Consider the following 18,122-nt stretch of genomic DNA (forward strand, 5'->3'; position numbering starts at 1 on the left):
AGGCTAACGATGAATTTTCCATCCGTAGAAAAAATAATTGATCGCCTGTTTTCACCAGTCGGTATATTGCCTGTGATATGTATATATGGGATAACTTTTCTATCAATAAGTGTACTCTCAAAAAATAGGAACTTTAAATTACAGGGAGTTAAATATGAATCGCTAGATGGCTTGAAAGGATATTTATCAATTGTGGTTTTTATCTCACATGGTTCTGTTTGGTACTATTTTTTACGAACAAATCATTGGGCAGCTCTGCCATCCAATCTATTTTCTCAGCTAGGACAAGCCAGCATACTAATATTCTTTATGATGACTGGATTCCTATTTAGTAATAAACTGCTAATGAGTAGAACCAGTTGGATAAAGTTATATATAACACGTATATTAAGACTATTTCCGCTATATTTTGTTGCCATACTCATTATCCTATCAATTATTGCTACATTAAGCAATTTTTCTCTACACCCCACATTGCCAAGAATAGTCCTAATAAAACAAATAATTATGTGGGTTACCTTTACATTAATAGGTAATCCTGATATAAATCGAATCCAGAATACATGGATAATTGTATCTGGGGTAACATGGACATTAAAATATGAATGGATATTTTATTTATCCTTACCAATGGTTAACTCTTTGATGGCTAACCATAAGCATAATATTATCGCCATTATTATATCAGCGCTTCTCTGCTTTTATTTTACCTATTTCTTTACTTATGATTTTATTTACTTTATTCCATTCTTAAGTGGAATTATAGCGTCTTTCTTAATCAGGTCATCAGGTTTTGTTGATTTCGCAAAGAGCAAAGCCGCTAGCTATGGCCTTATTTTATTAATTGCAACTTTAATAATTACCTTAAGTTTTATATCGGTTTATAATATTTTCCCTTTTATAGTCATGACAGGAATTTTCGTCTTGATTGCTTGCGGAAATAACCTTTTTGGAATCTTGAGTCATGAACTAGGTCGTCGAATTGGTCAACTTTCTTATGGAATATATTTATTTCATGGAATTGTTTTTTTTGTTTTTTTTAAATTTATCTTAGAATACCAAGTCGCTTCTGGTCTTTCTAGTTTGCAGCACTGGCTATGTATAAGTTTATTAACTCCAGTTATTATTGCCATTGCCTATGTATTACATATATATATTGAAATACCTTCCATTAAGTTTGGTTCGAAATTGTCAAATCTTGTACAAGCAAGATCTGTTAATTTTAAACGGAAAGTAGATCTACGCTTAACAGAAACGAGATGAATTTTAATATTATCTTGAAACAAAATGAAACGTATAAGTATATACTATTTTAGTTTGTGGTTTTAGGTGTGGCATCTAGTTATATTATTCTGGAAGAGTTAACTGCTGAAAACGAGAGAGAAATTATATCGTTCCTAAGCTCTTTAAATGGTTTTTTTTATTTTCAATCACCATATTTTTTTCATGCTTGCCGTTCGTCAAATAATAATAAACCGGTTTATATATTATCAAAATTTGAAGAAAAAATAAACGGAGTTTTACTTTTTTGTAGGCAAACACAGATTGATCTTCCATTAATTGATTTTTTTACCAGCCGCAATGTACTTATTGGAGGGCCTGTAGTTACTGATTTAAATAAACATATTGTAAGCTCACTTCTAAAATTATTTAAATCAAAAAATAAGATAAGTATATATTCCCAAGTCAGGAATTTAGAAAATACAACTAGTATCAGGGCCGAATTTGAGCAAAATGGGTTTGTATTCGAAGACCATTTGACAATTATTATTGATTTGACTAAGCCAGTTGAAACGCTTTGGAGGGAAATCCATACAAAAAGACGAAATGAGATTAAGCGAGCTGAGAAAGAAGGGTGTATTGTTCAAAGACAACTGTCATTAGAGGCATTGCATACATGCTATAAAATATTGATCGAAGTTTACAATAAAGCCAAATTGCCTTTGCCTGATTTTAGTTATTTCAAGGCTATGTGGCAATATTCAGATGAAACAGCCGGCCTTCAATTATTTACGGTAAACTGGCAGGGACAAATAATTGGATGTATGCTTTGCCTTGCTTATGGCGATACGTTATACGACTATTATGCTGGGTCATATAGCCATTACTATAACAAACATCCGAATGATATACTCCCTTGGGAAGTAATTAAATGGGGGCAGAAAAATGGCTTTAAACGTTTTGATTTTGGGGGAGCCGGAAAGCCTACAGTGCCATATGGAGTAAGAGAATATAAAAAGAAATTTGGAGGGGAAATGGTAAATTATGGACGCTACGAAAGTACTCAATTTCCTGCCCTATACAAGCTAACAACTTGGAGTTTCAAATTAGGTCAGCGAATGTTGAAAAATAATCGGATAAAATAAGGATTCAGTTATCGATATTCTATAATGGGATACACATGGGATTATTTGTATTCGACTGCTTATAACAACCGGACTGGGCGGTATAAGTCTAGAAAGCAATTGCAGTTTATATTAGATAATTTAAATGACAATTCTACAGATATATTAGACGTCGCTGGAGGATCTGGCCGATTTGCTATACCACTATTGAATTATTCAAATACGATCACTGTAATTGATATTAATGAAAATGCTATAGAGATATTAAAATCGAGAAGTCAAAAAATTAATGTAGTATGTAATGATTTTTTAAATGAAAAGTTTAATAACAAATACTCATCAATAATTTGCATAGAAGCTGTGTGCTATTTTGAAGATATTAAATTTTTCTTTAAGAAAATTCACTCACTATTAAATGAAGATGGCAAGATTGTTTTTACATACACAAACACGTCTAGCTGGCGATATTTTATGCGAAGAGTAAAAGGGTGGGTAAGTGATGAGAGCTCATATAGTGATGTTTCTATAAATGAACTTAAGTCTATTCTTGCCGACTGTCAATTAGAGATTGATGCGATGGAAGGGATGAATTGGATTCCTTTGCCTTTAACTTCCAATAGCATATTGGTTGATTTTTTTGTATTAATAGAGGAAAAATTGAACTTGAAGCGTTGGAAATCTCAAAGCCCCTGGCTGTTAATATCGGCTAAGAAAAAAAATACTTAGTTGGCCCATTTAAACCCGTTATGAAAAAAATTTTAGTAGATATTAATCACCCTGCTCATGTTCACCTATTTAAACATTTCATTGATGAAATGAAACGTGTTGGATATACCGTAATTGTTACAGCAAAGAATGTAAAATCAATTACAGATTTATTGAGAACCTATGATATCGATTTTGTGAGTACTGGCGATAAAAAAGATCATTTATGGTTAAAATACATTTTTGAATTCATACACTTATTAAAATTAATATCTATTGTATTGACCGAAAAAGTAAATTATGGAATAGGTGTTTCTATGGTCTTACCAATCGTTTCAAAGCTGACGTCAATGAAGTCATTTGTGTTAGATGATGATGATTTGACAGCCGCGCCTATGTCCGGAAAGTTTATTTCCTACGCTGATATCATACTTAATCCTAGTGCATTGGCACATGAAAGACGAGGTAAGCACCAGATTATTTATTCAAGTTATCACGAGCTTGCCTATTTGCACCCAAATCGATTTTTCCCTGATCCTACCGTATTAGATGAAATCGGCCTTAAGAAAAATGAGCCATTTTTTGTTTTGCGCTTTAATGCATTTAAAGCGCACCATGATACAGGAATATACGGGTTATCGCTTACCCAAAAAATAGAAATTGTTAAGTTATTGAAAAGTTTTGGACAGGTTTTCATTACAACTGAACGAGAAATTGAGCCTGAATTAGCTGTTTATCAATTACCGGTTTCATCGGAGAAAATACATACTCTTCTATATTATGCCACCTTGTTTGTAGGCGATAGTCAAACAATGACAACAGAGGCCGCCTTGCTAGGTACCCCAGCTGTGAAGCTTAATTCGTTTGCCGGAAAACTATCTATACCTAATGAATTAGAACAAAAGTATCAATTGTGTTATTCTTTTCAACCTCATCAATTTGAACTCATGTTGGACAGAATCAGAGAACTTTTGTTGGAAGATAATATTAAGAAAATATGGTCAGTCAGAAGGCAATATATGTTGAAAGAAAAAATAGATTTAACATCTTTCTTAATTAAGTTGCTTTTAAATTATCCCGATAATATCGTATATAAAGAGCAAGCTCCACTAGATGAATTTCGAGTTTAATATACATTAAAATAAAATGGATTTTACGATCGATATGTATATTAAATTATTACAGAGTTTTCACCATAAGGGGTATAGCTTTGTCTCATTTGAAAAGTTTTTAACAACTGATCTTCATAAAAGCGTTATTCTTCGCCATGATGTTGATTCTAAGCCAGAGAACTCGTTAAAATTCGCCCGTATTCAATCGCAAAAAAATATTACAGGTGTCTATTATTTCAGGGCGACTCCCCCAAGCTGGAATGAGCGAATTATTCGAGAAATTTCTGAAATGGGGCATGAAGTAGGTTATCACTACGAATGCTTGACCACTTGTAAAGGAAATGTGGCTCATGCTATTCAGGATTTTGAGAAAAACCTCAATGCATTACGTCGTCTGGCACCAGTTTCTACGATTTGTATGCATGGAAGCCCGACCTCTAAATATGATTCACGAGATATATGGAAAACTCATTCTTATCGTGACTTTGGCATTATAGGAGAGCCATATTTAGACGTTAATTTTAACAAAGTTGCCTACCTGACAGATACTGGTAGGCGCTGGAATGGGAATAAAGTAAGTGTACGAGATAAAGTTGACTCTTCTTTACCTTATTCCTTCAAAAGCACATGCACAATGATTTCTACGTTGATGAATAATGAATTTCCCGAACAGATAATGTGCACGTTTCACCCACAACGTTGGAGCTCAAATCCAGTCGATTGGATGAAAGAGTTAGTGTTACAAAGCTTAAAAAATGTTGTTAAGCAATACTTATATGTTGATAAAGTTTAGTTAGTAATTTATTTATGCTGAAACTGCTTACTCTAATTGGTGCCCGACCGCAAATTATTAAAGCATCGGCTTTAAGCAGAGCTATTCGCGAAAATTTTTCAGATCAAATAACACAAATACTTGTACATACGGGTCAGCATTATGATGAAAATATGTCGACCGTATTTTTTAATGAATTAAATATTCCGGCTCCGAATTATAATCTTCAGGTTGGATCTGGTAAGCATGGAGCGCAAACGGCTAAAATGATAACAGGGTTAGAAGAGATTCTTGAGAAAGAAGCTCCTGATTATATCATTTTGTTTGGGGATACAAATTCAACGCTGGCTGGTGCTATTGCTGCTTCAAAATTACATATTCCTATCGTTCACATAGAAGCAGGATTAAGATCATATAATAAAATAATGCCAGAAGAGATCAATCGAATTTTATGCGATCATACTTCAACTTACCTTTTCACACCTACGCAGGCTGGCGTAGATAATTTACTGAAAGAAGGATTTCGGATTGCTAATACGCCCCCATACACGATGGATAATCCCGCCATATTTAATGTTGGCGATATTACCTATGATAATAGCGTATATTTTTCGGCTTTAGCTTCTAATCAAACCGATATCATTAGTAAGCTTCAACTTCAGTCTAAAGACTATGCATTAGTTACAATTCATCGAAATACGAATACAGACGATGCGGAACGCCTTAGAGTCATTTTCGAGTCTTTATTGTCAATTGTCAAGACGCATTCTTTCAAGTTAGTGATACCGCTTCATCCTCGTACGGAAAAACAATTACAGGTTTTATTAAATCCTAACCTTTATAAATCCATTTACGAAAATTCAAATATCATATTTTTGCCTCCTGTTTCATTTTTAGAAATGATTCAGTTAGAACAATATGCTAAATTAATTATTACCGATTCAGGAGGGGTTCAAAAGGAAGCTTACTTTTATAAAAAACCCTGTATTATTCTGCGCGCTGAAACGGAATGGGTAGAAATCATAGAAAATGGCTCTGCCATATTAGTCGATGCAGACTTTGGTAGAATTGTTGATGCATTTAACTACTATACCAGATGCAATCCTACTGAATTTATGCCAATTTATGGTGATGGGAATACTGCAGCTAAAATTTTAAAAATATTGCTGGAGGCCGAGAGAAAATAATCTCTAAAAATCCTATCGATTATAAATGTAAATGCATACATTAAAACAACCACTTTCGTTTCTAAGATCTTTACTTTTATTTGTGAATATGTTATACCTGTTTTTAGCTATATGGTGTTTATAGTTCGTTACTTTTTTTTAGCGTTCTTCATCCTTTTATGGAGCGCTGGACTAACTACTTATATATCCCGTTGGTTGGTAGAGCTCGATTTAATCACAGATAAAGTTCGATTTGGAGATCTGTATCAATTTTCAGCTTTACCACAATTCAAACAAACGTGGCCTGTTTATTCTACTGCCAATCGATCAAGTGATACCTCTTCAACTCATCTGTATATTATAGGTGATAGCTTTACGTTGCCTTTATTTCTAAATCAATCCGATTTCCAAGTAAGCGGTTATCAACGCTGGGACCGTTGGACTGGAAGTCAGTTTACAAAAATTCGACTTGATTCATCTAAGCGAAATATTTTGTTGATTGAATCTATTGAACGCACAATGCGCCAGAGTTTTTCTTTACCACTTGTTCCATCAGCTGCCAGTAAAATACGTATCCGAAAAAAAAACTTTTTGGAAAAAATAAACGACCGATATGGGTATACTTTTCACCGAGTCCGGGTTGAGAGTAGACTCGAATCTGTTCTGTTCAATTACAATTGGGTTTTCTGGTTTAAAGAACTAAAAGCCGTCTTAACTCTTGGTTTGTTTAATCGAACAGATGAGAGAGTTAAACTGTCGACAGATCGAAAGAATATATTCTACCATATGGATATAGACAAACAGTTCACTCAGAATTCTTCGTTTTCTGAATTGTCTGACGATGAGGTAGATACATTAGTGACAAATATTAATTTGACAGCTGATCATTATCGACAGCTGGGATTTGATGAGGTTTTTCTATCGATTATTCCTAATAAAGCCAGTATTCTCGAGACGGATAGGAACGATTATAATCATTTGATCGAGCGAATTCAGAATAATTCGCATCTAAAAGTGCAAACAATAAATACCTACGAAGCTTTCAAACAATCTCCAAAGTCTCCCTACTTAAAAGGTGATACACATTGGAACCTTGAAGGACGTGCAATCTGGCTAAATCTGGTACGGAGTAAGCTTAAGGTATAAATTTTGCTCACCACTAAGTTTGAGGTTATACTTATTATATACACTTAATATATTTTTAAGATGTCCTTTACACGTCACATAAATCGCCTTCGTTATACTTATAATTTACTCTATCATCAAACTGGTTTAGGATTTCCACCAGGCCATTACTACAGCCCTGTGGTTAATAAAAACGAATTAGTTCATCGGGATGAATTGTTTGCTAATTTTCCAAGACAGCTTCCGGACATTAATTTACGTGAAGCTAGTCAGATGCTGTTACTAGGGCATTTCAGCAAGCTTTATCCGAGTATTCCCTTCACAAAGGAGCAGCACCCTGATCTACGTTATCATTACAATGCGTCTGGAAATCAGTACTGTTACTCTGATGCTATCATGTTACATTGTATGATGCGGACGTTTGAACCCAAGCGCATTATTGAAGTGGGCTCGGGCTTTTCTTCGGCCGTCATGCTGGACACCAATCAGCAATTTTTTAATGATCGGATTGAATTCACATTTATTGAGCCTTACCCACAACGACTATATGGTCTAATGAAAGAAGGTGATCAAAAACGCGCTGTCACCTACGATAAAGGTTTGCAGGAAATCAATTTAAGTGTTTTTGAGAAGCTTGGTGAAAACGATATCCTATTCATTGATTCTACGCATGTCTCCAAAGTTGGTAGTGATGTTAACCAAGTTGTTTTCACCATTTTGCCTAAACTGAAAAAAGGCGTATTAATTCATTTTCATGACATTTTCTATCCTTTCGAGTATCCAAAGGATTGGGTAATGGAAAGTAGTGGTTTTGGCTGGAATGAGTCTTACCTTTTACGAGCTTTTCTCGCCAATAATCCTAAATATGAGATTGTTATGTTTAACACATTCATGGAGTATTTTCACCGTGAGTGGTTTCAAAAAAATATGCCTTTGTGTTTAGAGAATACGGGTGGGAGTATATGGCTGAGGAAACTTTGATGAACAATAATATTCTATTTGACTAGAAATTATGTTTACTGAAATTTTTGGCCCTCTAAGCATATATCCTGGTATCTGTATTGTAGCAATTGCTTTTCTTACAATGCACCTTCTGGGGAGAATAGAAAAGTTCAAGCCTTCGGATACTCAATATAAGGCAATCGATTCTTTAAAATTCTTTTTAGCACTAATTGTATTTATTTCTCATAGCTCAACTTGGTATTATTACTTGAGAACGGGTAGGTGGACGGTACCACCAACTAATTTATACGCTCAGGTAGTCCATACTAGTATAGAGCTGTTTTTTATGATAACTGCTTTTTTACTTTGTAATAAAATAACTGAAAGAAAAATAGATTGGCTTAAACTGTATGTTGGTAGGATAGTACGATTATTTCCGATTTATATTATTGCTGTTAGTGTATTATTTTTTATAATAGGCTGTTTGAGTAAATTTAGGTTAAATGAGGGACAGTCATGGATGTCGTTGGCAAGTCAGTTGAAAAAATGGACTATGTTTACTATAAAAAATGATCCCGATATAAATGGTATAGAAAATACATGGATTATTGTTTGTAAGGTTATGTGGACTTTACGCTATGAATGGGTTTTTTACCTAAGCTTACCAATTATTGCACTACTCTTCTTTAAAAAACGTCCGAAATATATACTATTGCTAATCTCTGTATCTCTGATTACGTACATGCTTTTATATTGGGAGTTCGCTTTAATCTTATATACTCCATTTTTAGGAGGCATTTTGGCATCTTTATTAATAAACACGAAGATAATTACACGGTTATCCACTCATTGGATGGGATCTATTTTAGTACTATTGTTACTTGGTATATTAGTTATACTGTATCAGCGTTTTAATGCATCATCTTATGATGTTATTCCCTTAATGATCATAACTAGTATATTCGTCTTAATTACACATGGTAATACAATTTTTGGATTTTTATCACTTCAATTAACCAGAAAACTCGGGCAGCTTTCTTATGGGATCTATTTATTTCACGGACTTCTGCTTTATACGCTTTTTAAATTTATTGTAGGATTCGATAAATCCGCCAGTTTATCAAATACTCAGCATTGGATTTATCTGTTTCTATTGACGCCTGTGCTTATATCTATTTCTTTTTTCTTGCACATTTATATAGAAGCTCCTGCTCTAAAATATACTGCACCAATTACTGATAAGTTAAGGAGCGTTATTAGGCTATTCAAACACCAGATTATCATACGCTGGGCAGAAATGCTCAATGTGAGATCAAGAGTAAGCTGATAACGAAATAATTATATTCAATAAATTCTATTTGAGTTACGCCAGTTATAGCATGTATTTACAGCTTTGAGGCTATCTATGTTCGAGTATAACCTAAGTTTAAAGCAGATTCTCTTTTACTGGTCAATAAGTACATTTACTCTTTTTGCATCTAATTTTTGACCATTTAATTTCCTGAGATTTCACAGGATAACAGTTTTAGATAAATATCCTATTTTTTAAATTAAGAGGAATACAGTAGGAGTTTCGAAACGATTCTTAACTAAGAAAGTTTTCGAAACTTTTGATTAGTTATATTATACGAATGAAAAAGATATTTACTGTAAATATATCACCAAACCGTATTTTTGGTCTTGATATACTTAGAGCATTGGCTATTGGTTTCGTTCTATTCTCTCACGGTACAAGATTAATTACTACTGGTGTAAGAAAGTTCTTTTATCTATTTGCCTTCGATGGCGTTACCATTTTTTTCGTGCTGAGTGGTTTTTTAGTTGGCGGTATTTTCATTCGTACGATTGAGCAGAATGGCTTATCTTGGAATACCCTCTCAAATTTTTGGATTCGACGATGGTTCAGGACAATACCAACCTATTACTTCATTTTAATTCTTACGTTTATTGTCAAATGTTTGATATTGAAAAATTTTTCCGATGTCAGCATGATTAGTTATCTTACATTTTCGCAGAATTTTTTTTCAGAAGGCATTTCTGGATTCTTTCCAGAGGCCTGGAGCTTAAGTGTAGAAGAGTGGTTTTATATTTTACTGCCCATCTTTACTTTTGCATTTGTAATTTTTATGAGAGTTTCTATAAAAAACGCAATCCTGTTGAGTGCGGCTATTATTATTGGTTTTACAACTTGTTTTCGTTACTATAGATATTTACAAGACCATACTTTGACTAATTTTGATGCATATTCCATGTATGCTCGGAATGTTTCTACACGACTTGATAGTTTAATGTATGGTGTACTAGGTGCTTATTTAGCCTACTACCATAAAAAGGCTTTTTTGATGAGAAAAACCTTTTTTATGGTAGTGGGATTACTACTGGTTTTGCTTATTCGGATTCTTTATAATAAATGGATTATAAGTAATTTTGAATTGTTTACGTGCGTCTTTATATATACCGTAATCCCTATTGCCATATTATGTTTGCTGCCTTATTTAAGCGACTTGAAATCAGGCAAAGGTTGGTTTTATAAATTAATAACTAATGTAAGCGTTGTGTCTTATTCTATATATTTAATTAATTTGCCTGTGCTGGATTTTATTGTAGAGCATTTTTCATATTCTGGAAGTAATAAATTTTTGCTTTATATAATTATTGCATTACAATATCTTCTTTTTTTATCTTCTACATTTTTATTATCAGTTTTACTTAATAAGTATGTTGAGATACCTACTACTAATCTTAGAGATAAGTTTAGACACTTTAAGATTTTAAATAGTTATAACTTAAAATAATTTTAATAACTAAGTAATAACTATCCATAGCGCGATTAGCACTCATTGTTCATGTGCCTAGTTGGAATCAACTTCTATTTCGTATTTAAGGTGCATATAATGAAATTTGGTTACAATTAGGCATATTAATGGTATGTATATAACAGTAGGCATCATTTTTGTAACCTACATAGTTACGGTTTAGATAGTAATTCTTTACCACTCAATTGTGTAACTGTTATAGCGTTTGAAAATTATGCCCTGGTTCGTTATTTATACCAAATCGAAATCAGAAAAGCTTGCTGCTCAAGAGCTTAGAAAGAAAGGAGTTGATGTTTATTGCCCTCTTCGAAAAGTCAAACGGAAATGGTCTGATCGAACCAAGTTGATTGAAGAGCCTTTGTTTCGATCATATTGCTTTGTAAATCTGGAAGAGTCTCAACGGCATCAGGTGTATGGTGTTCCGGGGGTTGTAGGCTACCTCCACTGGCTGAAGAAACCAGCTGTTGTAAAACAGAAAGAGATTGATCTGATCAGGAATATGCTAAACGATTTCGATCACGAAAATCTTGAAATTCTTGATTTTAACTCTACTGATCGACTTAGGATTACTTCGGGAGCATTTCTGGATCAGGAAGGTGAAGTCGTTTCTACGCAGGGAAAAACAGTATTTATCCGACTGGAATCATTGAACATTTGCATATCCGTAGATCTAACTAAAAATAAGGTTGAAAAATTGAAAAAATCTAATTATCAGCCTTGATCACGAATCCTATCCTATAGATTATACAGTTCCTTTCTATAAGCTATTTATGTCTACTTATTTGAAAAAGGTCTCCTTTTTAGTGGCAGGCTTTTTATGTACTAAGCTTGCTTTCTCTCAGGTAGCTTCTCAGAAACCACATTACGAATTAGAGGCTGGAACGTATCTATCTACATCAGAAACAAATCCGTTTTGGATTCGATCGAATCAGTTTGGTGAAATACCTCTGGAGTCAAACGGGTTTACGTTGCGTGCGCAGCTTAAAAAAGACTATGAACCACGCGTTAACGGGCAGAAAAATAAAGGACGATTTTCTTATGGATATGGGGCCAGGGCTGTTTTTAACGCGGGCTCAATAAACCAAATACTGGTTTCTGAGCTGTATGGTAAAATTAGATACGGGGCTTTTGAATTATTCGCAGGACGCAAGAAGGAGATATTCGGTTTGGTGGATTCTACCCTGAGTGCTGGGTCATATATCTGGTCGGGAAATGCGTTGCCCGTACCCAAAGTGGAAATCTCGCTACCTAATTATACCCCTATTCTAAAAAATGGTCTGATCTCAATAAAAGGTAATTATGCACACGGCTGGTTTGGAACAGGGGATTCTGTAAGCAACGTTTTATTGCATCAAAAGAGTTTGTATGTACGCCTGGGTAAGCCTAACTGGCGATTTAAATTTTATGGCGGATTTAATCACCAGGCGCAATGGGGAGGACAGCTATTGTATCCTCGGTTTGACACTGGAGTCAGGATAACAAAATTTGGTACCGATTGGGAAGCCTATCGTTATGTGGTCACTGTGAAGTCGTTATATACGCTCGATACACTGAGAATAACAGATGGCACTGCATCGGCTGAAGGTGGGAATCGTGTCGGTAACCACTTGGGGTCAATCGATTTAGCCTTGGAATATGAGAATGAAGATAGTAAATGGCTCTTTTATCGGCAGTCATTCTACGAAGCAGGGGCTTTATTTTATCTGAATAATATTTCAGATGGGTTAAATGGTATTTCCTATAGTCGAAAGAATGTAGAAAATGGCGTTTTGCGGGTCGTGTTTGAATACTTACAAACATCGAATCAGGGCGGGCCGATCACTTCTGGTAGAACGACAGTTCCCCAATTGCGAGGAGAGGAGGATTATTTTAATAATGGTCGATACATTGATGGGTGGACCTATAAAGGCCAAACCATTGGGACCCCCTTTATCATGCCATTGCGCTACACGACTGGGTTGCCTCAAAACATCGACCCAAATCCGAATCGGATCATTAACAATCGGGTAGATGCTTATATACTTGGTATAATGAGTCGGCTTAAACCTATTGATCTGCTTACTCGCGTTTCCGTTAGTCAAAACTTTGGAAATTACTATTACGCTATTCCTATTGATGTTCAACAAATTTCGGTACAACAGCAGGTAATTTTTCCAGTTGGAAAATATCTTTTTACAACGTCGATTGCCTATGATAATGCAGGCCTGTTAAAAGAAAATTTCGGCCTTAATGTTTTGGTGAAACGGCAATTCTAACAACTAAGCTGCTAAGAATATGAGACTACTAGTACTTGGTTTTATCCTATTGGCTTCAACGCCTTTATTCGCGCAAACAAGTGTGCTTTCTCCGGTATCTCTGCGAGAGACGTCTCAGTTTGAGGCCCTCGCTAAACTTACCCAGGAAACAGATAAGTTAGCTCTTACTGATATGGCTTTAGAGCCTTTAGCTCCGAATGATTCGTTGATTCCAAAACGCAAATTCATGTCTACAGCCATTTATAAAAATGGCCGCCGATTATCGACTGTCGCAGTCATGCGTACTCTATGGCCAAAACCCAAATATCTACGTCAGTACACCTGGGGAACGATATTGAAGCCTATCGGCCCTCTGGTATCTTTATCGGGCGTGTGGCTAGGCTATATGGGAATCAAGGGATATGAGTCGACTGCCATGGTGAAAGGTATCAAAACGCCTACAGATTACTACCCTAAAGATGTACAGGTATCCTATACGCATCGAAATCTTCCTCAATTATTAGCTGGAGTCGGACTGTTTATCAGTGGGATTTGCCTGGTCGAGCTGTCAAACGATATTGTGGCAAAATCGGTGAATGGTTATAATTCAAAGCTCCGAAAACCGAAGAAAGTTGTGCTATTAGAGAATGCCCGGTTCGGCATAACGCCTGGTGGTAACTTGGGTTTATCGGCTCGTTTTTAATTAATCGTTGTTTACGAATGTCTTATCCATCACTCTGGGAACGATTTCTTTCGCCTTTTAAAGCTGCTGCAATACAACAACAGGAAGAAACCTGCTTTTGGTCTGTCGATATGCACTCTCATTTACTACCTGGTCTCGACGACGGTGTTCAGGAATCAGACCAGATAGTAACTTGTTTGACCAAACTAGCCGAATGGGGTATTCAGAAAGTTATTACAACTCCGCACGTTAGTCAGGATCGGTACCCAAATTCAACGGATAGTATTCGACAAGGGCAGAAAGATTTACAAACTCTGCTCGATAACCATCAATTACCACTCAAAGTAGAGGTTGCTGCCGAGTATATGATTGATAACCTATTCTTCGATCTGCTCGAGAAAGATGATTTTTTAGCCTTTGGATCCGAACGTTATCTACTTATTGAAACGGGTTGGGCGTGGGCTCCAAACTATCTGGACAATTTATTGGGGAGAATTCAAATTCAGGGATATACGCCAGTGTTAGCTCATCCGGAGCGCTATCGCTACTTCCATGATGATCGGAGGAGTCTTATGCACCTTCACAAACTGGGGTATTTATTCCAGTTAAACTGGATGTCGCTGACAGGGCGGTATGGCGCTGAACCGAAACGACAGGCGCAATATCTGCTGCAGGAAGGTGTCATTGACTTTATTGGCAGTGATTTACATCACCCTGACGATCTGAAAGATATGAATCGTCTATTTACATCCAGTGACTGGCAACTGCTTACTGAACAACCTATTCTAAATAATAAATTGCTATAAGGTGTACTTGCTGTTTTCGACAAAAAGCTTCCTGATTACCAGGAAGCTTTTTTTATTACTACCTACTGTTATTTACGACTGCTTACGGTATTGGGAAGGTGAGAATCCCGTTTGCCGACGAAAAAGGCGCATGAAATACGTTGGGTTGTTGAATCCACATTGAAGGCTAATGTCGTCCAGGCACCGGGTAGTTGTACGTAGTAATCTGGAAGCCAGATCAATGCGCTGCTGATTTACATAATCGACCGGCGTAAGCCCGAAGGTTTGCTTGAACGTTCGATAGAATGTAGGCTCGCTCATACAGGCTTCGTCAGCCAGTTCTTTAATCTGAAGATTTCGGTGCAAATTTTTGGCAATATGCTGGGCCACATGCGCCAACCGATTCATGTTCGAATACGACGAATCGGGACTCAACAGTAATGTTCTGGCCTGGGTTTGCATTAGCCGAACGACTAACTCCTGCAGAACAAGATTGGCGAAGACATCTTTCGCCCGGTTGTTCTCTGTGAAAATGTAAATCAGCCGGGCAATGAGTTGATGAATAGGTCCATCATTCGTCAGAAAGAAATTAGTTCGGCCGAATTGCCATCCCTGTGGCTGATCGACCAATGGAGCCCGATCGTTCAGTAAGTCGGTAACTTGCCGAACTTTGTCCGTATCGATAGCCAGTGCCAGGCACTGTGTAGGATTTTGAAGTTGTGCTTCTGGAAAATCAATCCGCATTGTTTCCTGCGAAGGCACAATCACCGATTCGCCGGGTAAAAAATTAAACGAAGGGGTATCGGGCAGGTGCATCACCTTCTTTCCCCGAATCATACTGGCCAGTACCGGACTGTTAAACGTTAGCTCAACCTTCTCCGCTACGTGATGCGTTTCATAAATGTTCAGTTCGGCGGTATCGATTGTATAGGCAGTCCGATTCTCGACCTCCTGTTCCAGACGTCGAGAATGCAGATGACGGGCAATATCAAATGGTGGAGCCTGCGTACTTTTCATAACTATAACCAATTCGCTAACAAATCCGCAATACTTAAGAATAACTCATTGGATGGCAATAAGTTGGAATACGAAAAGTATTACTTTTTCAGCAACGTCACTATTAAATTTACCATAATTTTTATTGTTTTTGCAAAGTTTTAATAGATTCTTCTGCGGAGAATGCCCGTCAAAAAGGCCAAACCGATAGTGAGATAGCCTTAATTGCTTCCCTGGTTTATTCTCCAACGCATACAAAAGTCAGATATACTTATAGGCATAGGCTTCCAGTAAAATTTTGATAGGATTGTTCAGTTCGACGATACAATTGCTCATCTCTTAGTTGAACAATTCTGTCAAACTTTGTAACAAATCCTATTTTAACTGTTCTACAACAACTATGGAAGTTTTAGAAGCCCCTAGCAAAATCCTGGCCCGTCCGCAGTTTAAGACGCAGTACGAAAACTACATTGGTGGTAAATGGGTAGCCCCAGTTGGTGGTGAGTATTTCAATAATAACTCGCCTGTTGATGATAGTTTAATTGCCCGAGTTCCTCGTTCAAAAGCACCTGATATTGAGTTGGCACTCGACGCTGCTCATAAGGCGTTTCCGGCCTGGTCGCGTACATCGGCTACAGAACGTAGTAATATGTTGCTGAAAATAGCTGATAAAATTGAACAGAATCTGGAATTTCTGGCTCGTGTTGAGACGGTGGAAAATGGTAAAGCCGTTCGGGAAACGATGGCGGCTGACCTCCCGCTTTGCGTCGATCACTTCCGCTATTTTGCGGGTGTTATCCGGGCCGAAGAAGGTTCAGTCGCTGAACTGGATGCCGATACGGTGTCAATGATTATTAAAGAGCCGATTGGTGTGGTAGGCCAGATCATTCCCTGGAATTTCCCGCTGCTAATGGCCACCTGGAAACTGGCACCGGCGCTAGCTGCGGGTTGCTGTGTTGTCATGAAACCGGCTGAACAAACGCCTACGTCTATTCTGGTCTTGATGGAATTGCTGGAAGGGTTGATTCCACCGGGCGTCGTTAATATCGTAAACGGTTTCGGACCTGAAGCTGGTAAACCGCTGGCACAATCGAAGCGAGTAGCCAAAGTTGCGTTTACAGGCGAAACGACTACCGGACGGCTGATTATGCAGTACGCTTCTGAAAACCTGATTCCGGTTACGATGGAATTGGGTGGTAAATCGCCGAACATATTCATGGATTCGATCGTAGATGCCGACGATGAATTCTTCGATAAATGCGTTGAAGGGGCTGTTATGTTTGCGCTGAATCAGGGCGAAGTATGCACCTGTCCGTCACGATTACTAATTCACGAAAAAGCATACGACCGATTTATCGAACGTGTTATTCAACGGACGGAAGCAATCAAACTCGGCCATCCGCTCGATCCAGATACGATGATGGGTGCCCAGGCCAGCAACGATCAATACGAGAAAATTCTCTCGTATATCGATATTGGGAAGCAGGAAGGGGCTGAAGTGCTAACGGGGGGAGGGCCTGCCGGACTGGTTGGAAATGGGCTGGAGTCGGGATATTACATCAAGCCGACCATTTTCAAGGGAAATAACAAAATGCGCATTTTCCAGGAGGAAATTTTTGGTCCCGTTGTATCGGTTTCGACCTTCAAGAACGCGGAAGAGGCTATATCAATCGCCAACGATACACTATACGGCTTGGGAGCTGGTTTCTGGTCGCGCGATGCACATGAACTGTACCAAATTCCCCGTGCCATTCAGGCTGGTCGCGTATGGGTGAACTGTTATCACCAGTATCCGGCTCATGCTCCTTTTGGTGGTTATAAGAAATCGGGCTTTGGGCGAGAGAATCACCACATTATGTTGAATCACTATCGCCAGGTGAAAAATCTGCTGATTTCGTATAGCAAGAATAAACTAGGGTTCTTTTAAACAGGCAGCTAAGGGAGAGTAGGTTAGGGCATGAGAGAAGCGAAAAGCGCGAGCAATTCCTTCTCTTATGCTCCTTTTACTTGTTAGATGATTAATAATTTAATCGAATCAATTCCTTATGATAACTCAAACCTATGCACGAGTCGATATCACTCCGGCTGCTGTTGATGTTGTGAATAAGATCAGGGTTGAACATGGCCCACTCATGTTTCACCAGAGCGGGGGTTGCTGCGATGGCTCGTCGCCAATGTGTTACGCGGTTGGCGACTTTATCATAGGCTCCTCAGATGTGTGGCTTGGCCAGATCGATGGTTGCGATTTCTGGATGTCAGGCGATCAGTTTGACTACTGGAAACATACCCATCTCACTGTCGACGTTACGCCCGGACGAGGAGCCAGCTTTTCGCTGGAAATTCCACTCGGTGTTCGTTTTCTAATTCGATCGCGCTTCTTTACGGAAGAAGAACAAGAGCATCTGACACCCATTCGATTTGGCGAATAGCACCCACCTTTCC

At 37.4% G+C, this 18,122-nt stretch carries 17 protein-coding genes; 16 read left to right on the forward strand and 1 reads right to left on the reverse strand.

The genetic code is table 11. From position 1 onward, the window contains the following. Positions 1 to 9 precede the first annotated feature (9 nt). The 14 genes from ACYVE4_RS31545 (at position 10) to ACYVE4_RS31610 (ending at position 14,705) form a co-directional block, all read left to right on the forward strand. Positions 10 to 1,263, forward strand: coding sequence for an acyltransferase family protein (locus ACYVE4_RS31545; protein WP_461044412.1), 1,254 nt, complete (start codon positions 10 to 12; stop codon positions 1,261 to 1,263). Positions 1,264 to 1,319: 56 nt separating this feature from the next. Continuing rightward, the gene (locus tag ACYVE4_RS31550) at positions 1,320 to 2,366 is read left to right on the forward strand and encodes a lipid II:glycine glycyltransferase FemX (RefSeq protein WP_461044413.1); all 1,047 of its coding nucleotides are present in this window, start codon (positions 1,320 to 1,322) and stop codon (positions 2,364 to 2,366) included. Between the two features lie 24 nt (positions 2,367 to 2,390). Next, positions 2,391 to 3,071 carry a class I SAM-dependent methyltransferase gene (locus ACYVE4_RS31555; RefSeq protein ID WP_461044414.1) on the forward strand — a complete coding sequence of 227 codons (681 nt, stop codon included), beginning with the start codon at positions 2,391 to 2,393 and terminating at the stop codon, positions 3,069 to 3,071. Positions 3,072 to 3,091: 20 nt separating this feature from the next. Beyond that, entirely contained in the window at positions 3,092 to 4,180 is a 1,089-nt protein-coding gene (locus tag ACYVE4_RS31560; RefSeq protein WP_461044415.1) for a DUF354 domain-containing protein, read from the forward strand. 16 nt (positions 4,181 to 4,196) lie between these two features. Continuing rightward, complete coding sequence (locus ACYVE4_RS31565) at positions 4,197 to 4,955, forward strand: hypothetical protein (RefSeq protein WP_461044416.1); 759 nt, start codon at positions 4,197 to 4,199, stop codon at positions 4,953 to 4,955. Between the two features lie 14 nt (positions 4,956 to 4,969). Further along, on the forward strand, positions 4,970 to 6,121 hold the full coding sequence (wecB, locus tag ACYVE4_RS31570) for a non-hydrolyzing UDP-N-acetylglucosamine 2-epimerase (protein ID WP_461044417.1): 1,152 nt from the start codon (positions 4,970 to 4,972) through the stop codon (positions 6,119 to 6,121). 111 nt (positions 6,122 to 6,232) lie between these two features. Next, the gene (locus ACYVE4_RS31575) at positions 6,233 to 7,246 is read left to right on the forward strand and encodes a hypothetical protein (protein WP_461044418.1); all 1,014 of its coding nucleotides are present in this window, start codon (positions 6,233 to 6,235) and stop codon (positions 7,244 to 7,246) included. Between the two features lie 60 nt (positions 7,247 to 7,306). Then, the gene (locus ACYVE4_RS31580; RefSeq protein ID WP_461044419.1) at positions 7,307 to 8,206 is read left to right on the forward strand and encodes a class I SAM-dependent methyltransferase; all 900 of its coding nucleotides are present in this window, start codon (positions 7,307 to 7,309) and stop codon (positions 8,204 to 8,206) included. Positions 8,207 to 8,237: 31 nt separating this feature from the next. Beyond that, entirely contained in the window at positions 8,238 to 9,494 is a 1,257-nt protein-coding gene (locus tag ACYVE4_RS31585) for an acyltransferase family protein (protein WP_461044420.1), read from the forward strand. A 304-nt stretch (positions 9,495 to 9,798) separates the two neighbouring features. Further along, the gene (locus ACYVE4_RS31590) at positions 9,799 to 10,962 is read left to right on the forward strand and encodes an acyltransferase family protein (RefSeq protein WP_461044421.1); all 1,164 of its coding nucleotides are present in this window, start codon (positions 9,799 to 9,801) and stop codon (positions 10,960 to 10,962) included. 235 nt (positions 10,963 to 11,197) lie between these two features. Continuing rightward, on the forward strand, positions 11,198 to 11,704 hold the full coding sequence (locus ACYVE4_RS31595) for a UpxY family transcription antiterminator (RefSeq protein WP_461044422.1): 507 nt from the start codon (positions 11,198 to 11,200) through the stop codon (positions 11,702 to 11,704). Positions 11,705 to 11,753: 49 nt separating this feature from the next. After that, entirely contained in the window at positions 11,754 to 13,238 is a 1,485-nt protein-coding gene (locus tag ACYVE4_RS31600) for a capsule assembly Wzi family protein (RefSeq protein ID WP_461044423.1), read from the forward strand. 19 nt (positions 13,239 to 13,257) lie between these two features. Then, positions 13,258 to 13,920, forward strand: coding sequence for a hypothetical protein (locus ACYVE4_RS31605; RefSeq protein WP_461044424.1), 663 nt, complete (start codon positions 13,258 to 13,260; stop codon positions 13,918 to 13,920). Between the two features lie 17 nt (positions 13,921 to 13,937). Beyond that, the gene (locus ACYVE4_RS31610; RefSeq protein ID WP_461044425.1) at positions 13,938 to 14,705 is read left to right on the forward strand and encodes a tyrosine-protein phosphatase; all 768 of its coding nucleotides are present in this window, start codon (positions 13,938 to 13,940) and stop codon (positions 14,703 to 14,705) included. Between the two features lie 72 nt (positions 14,706 to 14,777). On the opposite strand, the gene ACYVE4_RS31615 is transcribed toward ACYVE4_RS31610, so the two are convergent. Next, the gene (locus ACYVE4_RS31615; RefSeq protein WP_461044426.1) at positions 14,778 to 15,701 is read right to left on the reverse strand and encodes an AraC family transcriptional regulator; all 924 of its coding nucleotides are present in this window, start codon (positions 15,699 to 15,701) and stop codon (positions 14,778 to 14,780) included. A gap of 379 nt (positions 15,702 to 16,080) precedes the next feature. On the opposite strand from ACYVE4_RS31615, the gene ACYVE4_RS31620 reads away from it, so the two are divergent. Together ACYVE4_RS31620 and ACYVE4_RS31625 are read left to right on the forward strand one after the other, a co-directional pair. Beyond that, on the forward strand, positions 16,081 to 17,607 hold the full coding sequence (locus tag ACYVE4_RS31620) for an aldehyde dehydrogenase family protein (protein WP_461044427.1): 1,527 nt from the start codon (positions 16,081 to 16,083) through the stop codon (positions 17,605 to 17,607). Positions 17,608 to 17,725: 118 nt separating this feature from the next. Continuing rightward, entirely contained in the window at positions 17,726 to 18,109 is a 384-nt protein-coding gene (locus ACYVE4_RS31625; protein WP_461044428.1) for a DUF779 domain-containing protein, read from the forward strand. The last annotated feature ends 13 nt before the right edge of the window (positions 18,110 to 18,122 follow it).

It is taken from the genome of Spirosoma harenae (assembly GCF_054776975.1).

Bases quoted from the DNA above. Each gene is read 5' to 3' on its own strand.
- ACYVE4_RS31575 (WP_461044418.1), top strand. From the start codon at position 6,233: ATGGTGTTTATAGTTCGTTACTTTTTTTTAGCGTTCTTCATCCTTTTA.
- ACYVE4_RS31615 (WP_461044426.1), bottom strand. From the start codon at position 15,701: ATGAAAAGTACGCAGGCTCCACCATTTGATATTGCCCGTCATCTGCAT.
- ACYVE4_RS31585 (WP_461044420.1), top strand. From the start codon at position 8,238: ATGTTTACTGAAATTTTTGGCCCTCTAAGCATATATCCTGGTATCTGT.
- ACYVE4_RS31595 (WP_461044422.1), top strand. From the start codon at position 11,198: ATGCCCTGGTTCGTTATTTATACCAAATCGAAATCAGAAAAGCTTGCT.
- ACYVE4_RS31600 (WP_461044423.1), top strand. From the start codon at position 11,754: ATGTCTACTTATTTGAAAAAGGTCTCCTTTTTAGTGGCAGGCTTTTTA.
- ACYVE4_RS31565 (WP_461044416.1), top strand. From the start codon at position 4,197: ATGGATTTTACGATCGATATGTATATTAAATTATTACAGAGTTTTCAC.
- ACYVE4_RS31625 (WP_461044428.1), top strand. From the start codon at position 17,726: ATGATAACTCAAACCTATGCACGAGTCGATATCACTCCGGCTGCTGTT.
- ACYVE4_RS31605 (WP_461044424.1), top strand. From the start codon at position 13,258: ATGAGACTACTAGTACTTGGTTTTATCCTATTGGCTTCAACGCCTTTA.
- wecB (WP_461044417.1), top strand. From the start codon at position 4,970: ATGCTGAAACTGCTTACTCTAATTGGTGCCCGACCGCAAATTATTAAA.
- ACYVE4_RS31560 (WP_461044415.1), top strand. From the start codon at position 3,092: ATGAAAAAAATTTTAGTAGATATTAATCACCCTGCTCATGTTCACCTA.
- ACYVE4_RS31610 (WP_461044425.1), top strand. From the start codon at position 13,938: ATGTCTTATCCATCACTCTGGGAACGATTTCTTTCGCCTTTTAAAGCT.
- ACYVE4_RS31545 (WP_461044412.1), top strand. From the start codon at position 10: ATGAATTTTCCATCCGTAGAAAAAATAATTGATCGCCTGTTTTCACCA.
- ACYVE4_RS31555 (WP_461044414.1), top strand. From the start codon at position 2,391: ATGGGATACACATGGGATTATTTGTATTCGACTGCTTATAACAACCGG.
- ACYVE4_RS31620 (WP_461044427.1), top strand. From the start codon at position 16,081: ATGGAAGTTTTAGAAGCCCCTAGCAAAATCCTGGCCCGTCCGCAGTTT.
- ACYVE4_RS31590 (WP_461044421.1), top strand. From the start codon at position 9,799: ATGAAAAAGATATTTACTGTAAATATATCACCAAACCGTATTTTTGGT.
- ACYVE4_RS31580 (WP_461044419.1), top strand. From the start codon at position 7,307: ATGTCCTTTACACGTCACATAAATCGCCTTCGTTATACTTATAATTTA.